The organism is Streptomyces niveiscabiei (assembly GCF_001419795.1).
GTDB lineage: Bacteria > Actinomycetota > Actinomycetes > Streptomycetales > Streptomycetaceae > Streptomyces > Streptomyces niveiscabiei.
Map to the genome: position 1 here is coordinate 1 of NZ_LIRL01000696.1, position 6,121 is coordinate 6,121.

The following is a 6,121-nucleotide window of genomic DNA, read 5'->3' on the forward strand; positions in this document are numbered from 1 at the left end:
GGCTACAAGCTGCGCCCCTGAGCCGGCCTCGGCGCTCAGCCCTCCGGCAGCGCCGGCAGGGTAAAACCCGGCCGCCGTCACGCGCCCGGTGCTCAGCCCTCCGGCAGCGCCGGCAGAGTGAAGCTGGCCGCCGTCACGCGCCCGGTGCTCAGCCCTCCGCCAGCGCCGACAGGCTGAAGCCGGCCGCCGTCACGCGCCGGGCCAGCCGGCCCAGGTCGCAGGCGGAGTCGTCCAGGAGGAGCAGCCCGAAGGCGTTGCTCTCCAGGATGTCCAGGAAGACGCCGAGTTCCCTCGGACCCTCGTCCTCCAGGAGCAGGGCGGCGTTGCGGAGCACGATCGTCACCGGGCCGGACCCGTCGGCCAGGGTGCGCAGGCAGTCCTCGAACGCGGTCCAGTTGTGGCCGAACCAGGCGGGGAAGCCGAGCACGGACGCCCACTCGGCGTACAGGTCGATGTTGGTGCGGCAGCGGGTGCCGAGGATCTCCTTGGCCGACGCGGGGACCGTCTCCGACGCGGACAGGGGGCGGATGCTGTGCGTGCTGGTCTGCATGGCGTTCTTCCGGGCTGGGGGGAGGGGAGCGCGGGCGCGCCCGCCGGGGGTCTGCCCCGGCGGGCGCACGCCGGCTACCAGCGGCCGAGGTAGTGGAAGCTCCCGTAGTGGTCGAACGTCGCGTAGACGTGGCCGTTGCGGGTGTTGCGGACGATCCGCACCTTGCCCCGGATGCCGCTGTCGGTGCCCGTGTGGGCGAAGACGTCGTACTCGCGGTACTGCCCGCCCCCGCCGTTGGCGTCCCAGGCCGAGATCCCGTAGTCGAACTCCTCGTGGTGCGCGACCCTGTTGTCCCGGTCCCAGAACTGGCCGCCGTAGTAGATCCACCACGTCGTGCGGTTGCGCCAGGTGCCGGTGGTGTACGAGTACCAGCCCCGGCCGGCCGTGTCGCCGGGCCAGCCTCCTTGGCCCGTGACGAGGTGCCCGCCGCTGTTGCCCTGGCGGACGGTCTGGTGGTCGCTCCAGAACTGGGCCGCGGTCATGGCGCCCCGCCAGTCCTCGTTGGAGACGCCGTTCGGCTGCTCCCCGCGCCACGGCGCCTCGGCGCGGCAGGTCTGGGCGGTGGGCGGGCACTGGGGGCCGTCGGCGGCCTGCGCGGCGGTGGACAGGCCGAGCCCGCCGACGGTGGCGCCGAGCAGCAGGGCCGGGATCACGGCCTTGCGGGCGTGGGCGAGCAGCCGGGACGACAGAGAGCGCTGCACGCTCGGGGTCTCCAAAGCCTCGGTCGAGGACATGGTGGCTCCTTGGGATGTGTGGGGTTTCCCGGCCGGAGCGGATGTTCTCCGGCCGGCACCCAGGAGACCTGCCGCATGTCTCGGTGGCCCGGCAGCCGCGTCACAGATGACGGACGCACGGCTGTTACAGAGCCGGTGCAGCGCACGGCAGAGGGCCCCTCGCCGAAGCAAGGGGCCCTCCAGGTTCACTCAGTCTCAGCCGTTGCGCTTCCAGCGCGGCTTGTCGTCGCGGCGGAAGGACGACGACCCCGTGCCCGAACCGCGGTGGTCGTCGCGGCGGAAGGACGGGCGGTCGTGGCCGCCGGAGCGGAAGCCGGGACGGTCGTCGCGGCGGTCGCGGTTGAAGGGGCGGTCGCTGCCGCGGTGACCGGAGCGGTCGTCGCGACGGAAGCCACCGCGGTCGTTGTCACGCCGCTCGAAGCCGCCACGGTCGTTGTCGCGGCGCTCGAAGCCCGGACGGTCGTTGTCACGGCGCTCGAAGCCACGGCCACCACGGTCGTCACGGCGGTCACCACGGTCACGGTTGAACGGACGGTCGTCGCGACGGAACCCGCCACGCTCGCCGTCACGGCGCTCGAAGCCCGGACGGTCGTTGTCACGGCGCTCGAAGCCACGGCCACCACGGTCGTCACGACGGTCACCACGGTCACGGTTGAACGGACGGTCGTCGCGACGGAACCCGCCACGCTCGCCGTCACGCCGCTCGAAGCCACGACCACCACGGTCGTCACGACGGTCGTCCCGCCGGAACTCGCGCCGCTCAGCCGCGACCTCCGCAGCCGCCGCCTCCTCGACAGCGGCCTGCACCTCGGCGACGGCCTGCTCCTGCGCCTCGGCGACAGCGGCCTCGGGGTCCTCGCCCCGGTCGCGGGCGACGCGGGCGACGAGCCGGTCGGCCTCGTCCCGCAGTTCGGCGGCACGCTTCTGCGCCCGCTCCAGCTGCTTGGTGAGCTGCACGACCTCCCGCTCGGCCTGCTGAGCGGCGTTGCCCGCCGACTCGGCCTGCACCTCGGTCATCGACCGGGCGCCGGTGATCTCCGCGACCTCGGGCTCGAACGCCGACCCGCCCTGGATGATGTGCCGCCCGGCGTCGACGCCCGCGTCCTCCATGAGCCGGAAGATCTGGCGCCGCTGGTGCGGCAGCGAGAGCGATACGACGGTGCCGGTGCGGCCCGCGCGAGCGGTACGGCCGGCCCGGTGGAGGTAGTCCTTGTGGTCGCCGGCGGGGTCGACGTTCAGGACGAGGTCGATGCCGTCGACGTGGATGCCGCGCGCGGCGACGTCGGTGGCGACGAGGACGTTGACGTACCCGTCCTTGAAGTCGGCCAGGGTGCGCGTACGGGCGCCCTGGGTCATGCCGCCGTGCAGCGCGTCGGCCTTCACGCCGGACTCGCGCAGCTGCTCGGCGACGCGGTCCGCGCCGAGCTGGGTGCGGACGAAGATGATCGTGCGGCCCTTGCGGGAGGCGATGGCGGCGGTGACCGGCGCCTTGTCCTTGGGCTTCACGATGAGGATGTGGTGCGACATGGTCGTCACCGCGCCCTGCGCCGCGTCCACCTCGTGCGAGACCGGGTCGACGAGGTAGCGCTTGACCAGCGTGGAGATCTCGTTCTCCATCGTCGCGGAGAACAGCATGCGCTGGCCGCCCGCCGGGACCTGGTCGAGGAGCTCGGTGACCTCGGGCAGGAAGCCCAGGTCGGACATCTGGTCGGCCTCGTCGAGGACGGCGACCTCGACGTCCTCCAGGGAGCAGGCGCCGCGGTTGATGATGTCGCGCAGGCGGCCCGGGGTGGCGACGAGGATGTCGACGCCGCGCTCCAGGGCGTAGATCTGGTTGCCCATCGACGTACCGCCGCAGACGACCTTCATCTTCAGGCCGACGACGTCGCCGTACGGCTGGAGCGCGTCCGCGACCTGCATCGCGAGCTCGCGGGTCGGGGTGAGGATGACGGCGCGCGGGCGCTTCTTCTCGGTCCGGCCGCCGGCCAGGCGCGCGAGCACCGGGAGGCCGAAGGAGAGGGTCTTGCCGGAGCCGGTGCGGCCCCGGCCGAGGATGTCCTTGCCGTCGAGGGCGTCCGGGATGGTCGCGGCCTGGATCGGGAAGGGGGTCGTGACGCCGTTCTGCGCGAGCTTGCGCACGACGCCCTCGGGGAGACCGAGGTCGGCGAAGGTGGTCTCGGGAGCCTCGTCGGCGACGGGGGCCTCGACGGCCTCCACGACCTCTTCGGACTCGACGACGACCGACTCGACGACCTGATCAGAACTGGAAATGGACATGCGTATGCGAAACCTTCCGGAGTCTCGTCGGCACGCGCCCGTCAACTCCGTGATTTCTGCAATACGACCGCCTCTATGCGGTCCGCCACGGCAAGGGAGAGTACGCGCCACACGGCGCGCTCTGCGTTGGCGCCGGGCAAATGGGATCAAACGATCTACCACCATACGCACCTCACCCCCCACTAGGCAAATCCCGCAGGTCAGCCCCCGGGCGCGGGCTCCTGCGCGGACGGCGACGGCTCCACCGGAGACGGCTCCGGCGAGGACGACGGCGGCTCCGGGGACGGCGTCGGCGGCTCCGGCGACTGCTGCGGCGGCTCCGGTACGGCCGACCGGCTCGGCGACGGCCTGCCCGGCCCCGGCTTCCCCGGTTTCGGCGCGGGCGCGGACGGCGAGGCGCTCGCGGAGAGGGACGCGGACGGGGTCGCCGAGGGGGCGCCGGAGTGGTCCCCGTCGTGCGCGCCCTTGTCGTCGCCCCGGTGCGTCGAGCCGTTGACGTACCGGCCCTCCCCCGCCTTCCCGCCGTCCGGCGCCGCGCCCCCCGGCTGACCCGCCGACTGCGACGGCTTCGCGGCGCCCGCGCCGTCGGCGTCGTCCCCCACGCTCATGCAGCCGGAGGCGGCGGCGACGGCCAGCACCGAGGCGGCCAGCCGGACGGAAAGGGAACAGGAGCGCACGGGAGCCTCCGGGTGAGGAGTGGGAAGTCACCCCTCCCAACTCCCGCCGCACTCAAGAGGACACGCGACCGGTCACCCGTACCCCAGCGCGTGCAGCCGCTCGTCGTCGATGCCGAAGTGGTGGGCGATCTCGTGGACGACGGTCACCTCGGTCTCCGCGACGACCTCCTCCCGCGTCTCGCACATGCGCAGCGTCGGCCCCCGGTAGATCGTGATCCGGTCCGGCAGGACACCGGCGTACCACTCCCCCCGGTCGGTCAGCGGCGTGCCCTCGTACAGGCCGAGCAACTCCGGGTCGTCGGCGGGTGGTTCGTCCTCCACGAACACCGCCACGTTGTCCATGAGCCGCGTCAGCTCCGGGGGGATCCGGTCGAGCGCCTCGGCGACCAGTTCCTCGAACTCCTCGCGCGTCATCTCCAGCACACGCCCATTGTCCGGCACCGCACATATCCGCACACGCCCCCGGGCATACGGCTCCAATGGTCCGTCTCCGGGAGTCCCTGATCCGCTGGCGCGGTGCCCTCGCCATGGCCACCGTGGTCGTCGTCGGCGCCTGGCTGGGTCTGCTGATCGTCGGCGACGTCCGTACATCGGTCGGCCCGATGGACACGACGATGACGCTGCGGCCGTCCCTCGCCGGCGGCACGAAGATCAACGTCTCCCCGCTCGGCGCGCTCTCCCTCGACACCCACACCGCGCCCGTCCGCCTCGACGTCAACGTCGACCAGCTCGACCCCGTCCGCTCCCAGGCCCTCGTCGACCACCCCGAACGCCTCTCCGGACTCCAGGACGAGGTCGCCCGCGACGTCTCCCACGGCACGCTCGACCTCGCCGTACGCTCCTGCGCCGCGGTCGTGACGGGGGCTACGGCGCTGGGGCTCGCGGTGTACCGCCGCCCGCGCAAGGCGCTGCTGGCCGGGGGCCTCGCCCTCTCCCTGCTGACCGCCTCCGGCGCCACCGCCGCCGCCACCTGGAACCCCGAGTCGGTCCTGGAACCCCGCTTCTCCGGCCTCCTCTCCTCCGCCCCCTCCCTCGTCGGCGACGCCCGCGGCATCGTCACCGACTTCGACGTCTACCAGCAGGAACTCGCCCGGCTCGTGACGAACGTGACCAAGCTGTACGACGTCACCTCGACGCTGCCCGCGTACCAGCCCGACCCCACGACCGTCCGCGTCCTGCACGTCTCCGACATCCACCTCAACCCCGCGAGCTGGAAGATCATCGCCTCGCTCGTCGAGCAGTACGAGGTGAACGTCATCGTCGACTCCGGCGACACGATGGACCACGGGTCGGCCGCCGAGAACCCCTTCCTCGACCCCATCCCCGACCTGGGCGCGCCCTACGTCTGGGTACGCGGCAACCACGACTCCCTCGTCACCCAGCGGTACCTGGAGCGGATGCGCAACGTGCACGTCCTGGACAACGGGCGCGCGGTCACCCTCGCCGGGCTGCGGTTCGCCGGCACGGGCGATCCCCAGTTCACGCCGGACCGCTCCGCGACCCGGGAGAAGGGCGTCCAGGAGGCCGCCGGGCGGCGGCTCGCGGGCGCGCTGCGGCTCGGGCCGCCGGCCGACATCGCCGTCGTCCACGAGCCGTCCGCCGCGCGCGAGGTCGACGGGACCGTCCCCCTCGTCCTGTCCGGGCACCTCCACCACCGGGAGACCGAGGTCATGAAGAAGGGCACACGGCTGCGCGTCGAAGGGTCCACCGGAGGCAGCGGGCTGCGCGCCGTCGAAGGCAAGTACCCCGACCCCATCGAGGCGTCCATCCTCTACTTCGACCGCGACAGCCGACGCCTCCAGGCGTGGGACGAGATCAAGCTGGGCGGGCTGGGGGAGACGACGGCCGAGGTCAGCCGCCACCTCGCCGACGACAACCCCCGC

General features: G+C 72.7%; 6 protein-coding genes. 1 reads left to right on the forward strand and 5 read right to left on the reverse strand.

Going from position 1 to position 6,121, the window contains the following annotated elements; translation table 11 throughout:
- Positions 1-148 precede the first annotated feature (148 nt).
- The 5 genes from AOK24_RS30795 to AOK24_RS30815 all read right to left on the reverse strand — a co-directional run bounded on the left by AOK24_RS30795 (position 149) and on the right by AOK24_RS30815 (position 4,661).
- Positions 149-550 carry a barstar family protein gene (locus AOK24_RS30795; protein WP_055723318.1) on the reverse strand — a complete coding sequence of 134 codons (402 nt, stop codon included), beginning with the start codon at positions 548-550 and terminating at the stop codon, positions 149-151.
- Positions 551-624: 74 nt separating this feature from the next.
- The gene (locus AOK24_RS30800; RefSeq protein ID WP_055723319.1) at positions 625-1,284 is read right to left on the reverse strand and encodes a ribonuclease domain-containing protein; all 660 of its coding nucleotides are present in this window, start codon (positions 1,282-1,284) and stop codon (positions 625-627) included.
- Between the two features lie 195 nt (positions 1,285-1,479).
- Complete coding sequence (locus AOK24_RS30805; protein WP_055723320.1) at positions 1,480-3,561, reverse strand: DEAD/DEAH box helicase; 2,082 nt, start codon at positions 3,559-3,561, stop codon at positions 1,480-1,482.
- Positions 3,562-3,761: 200 nt separating this feature from the next.
- Positions 3,762-4,238, reverse strand: coding sequence for a hypothetical protein (locus AOK24_RS30810; protein WP_055723321.1), 477 nt, complete (start codon positions 4,236-4,238; stop codon positions 3,762-3,764).
- A 72-nt stretch (positions 4,239-4,310) separates the two neighbouring features.
- Positions 4,311-4,661: a metallopeptidase family protein gene (locus AOK24_RS30815; protein WP_055723322.1), complete on the reverse strand. Its 351-nt coding sequence runs from the start codon at positions 4,659-4,661 to the stop codon at positions 4,311-4,313.
- Positions 4,662-4,717: 56 nt separating this feature from the next.
- On the opposite strand from AOK24_RS30815, the gene AOK24_RS30820 reads away from it, so the two are divergent.
- The coding region (locus AOK24_RS30820) for a metallophosphoesterase family protein (RefSeq protein WP_055723323.1) at positions 4,718-6,121 on the forward strand (1,404 nt) is incomplete at its 3' end.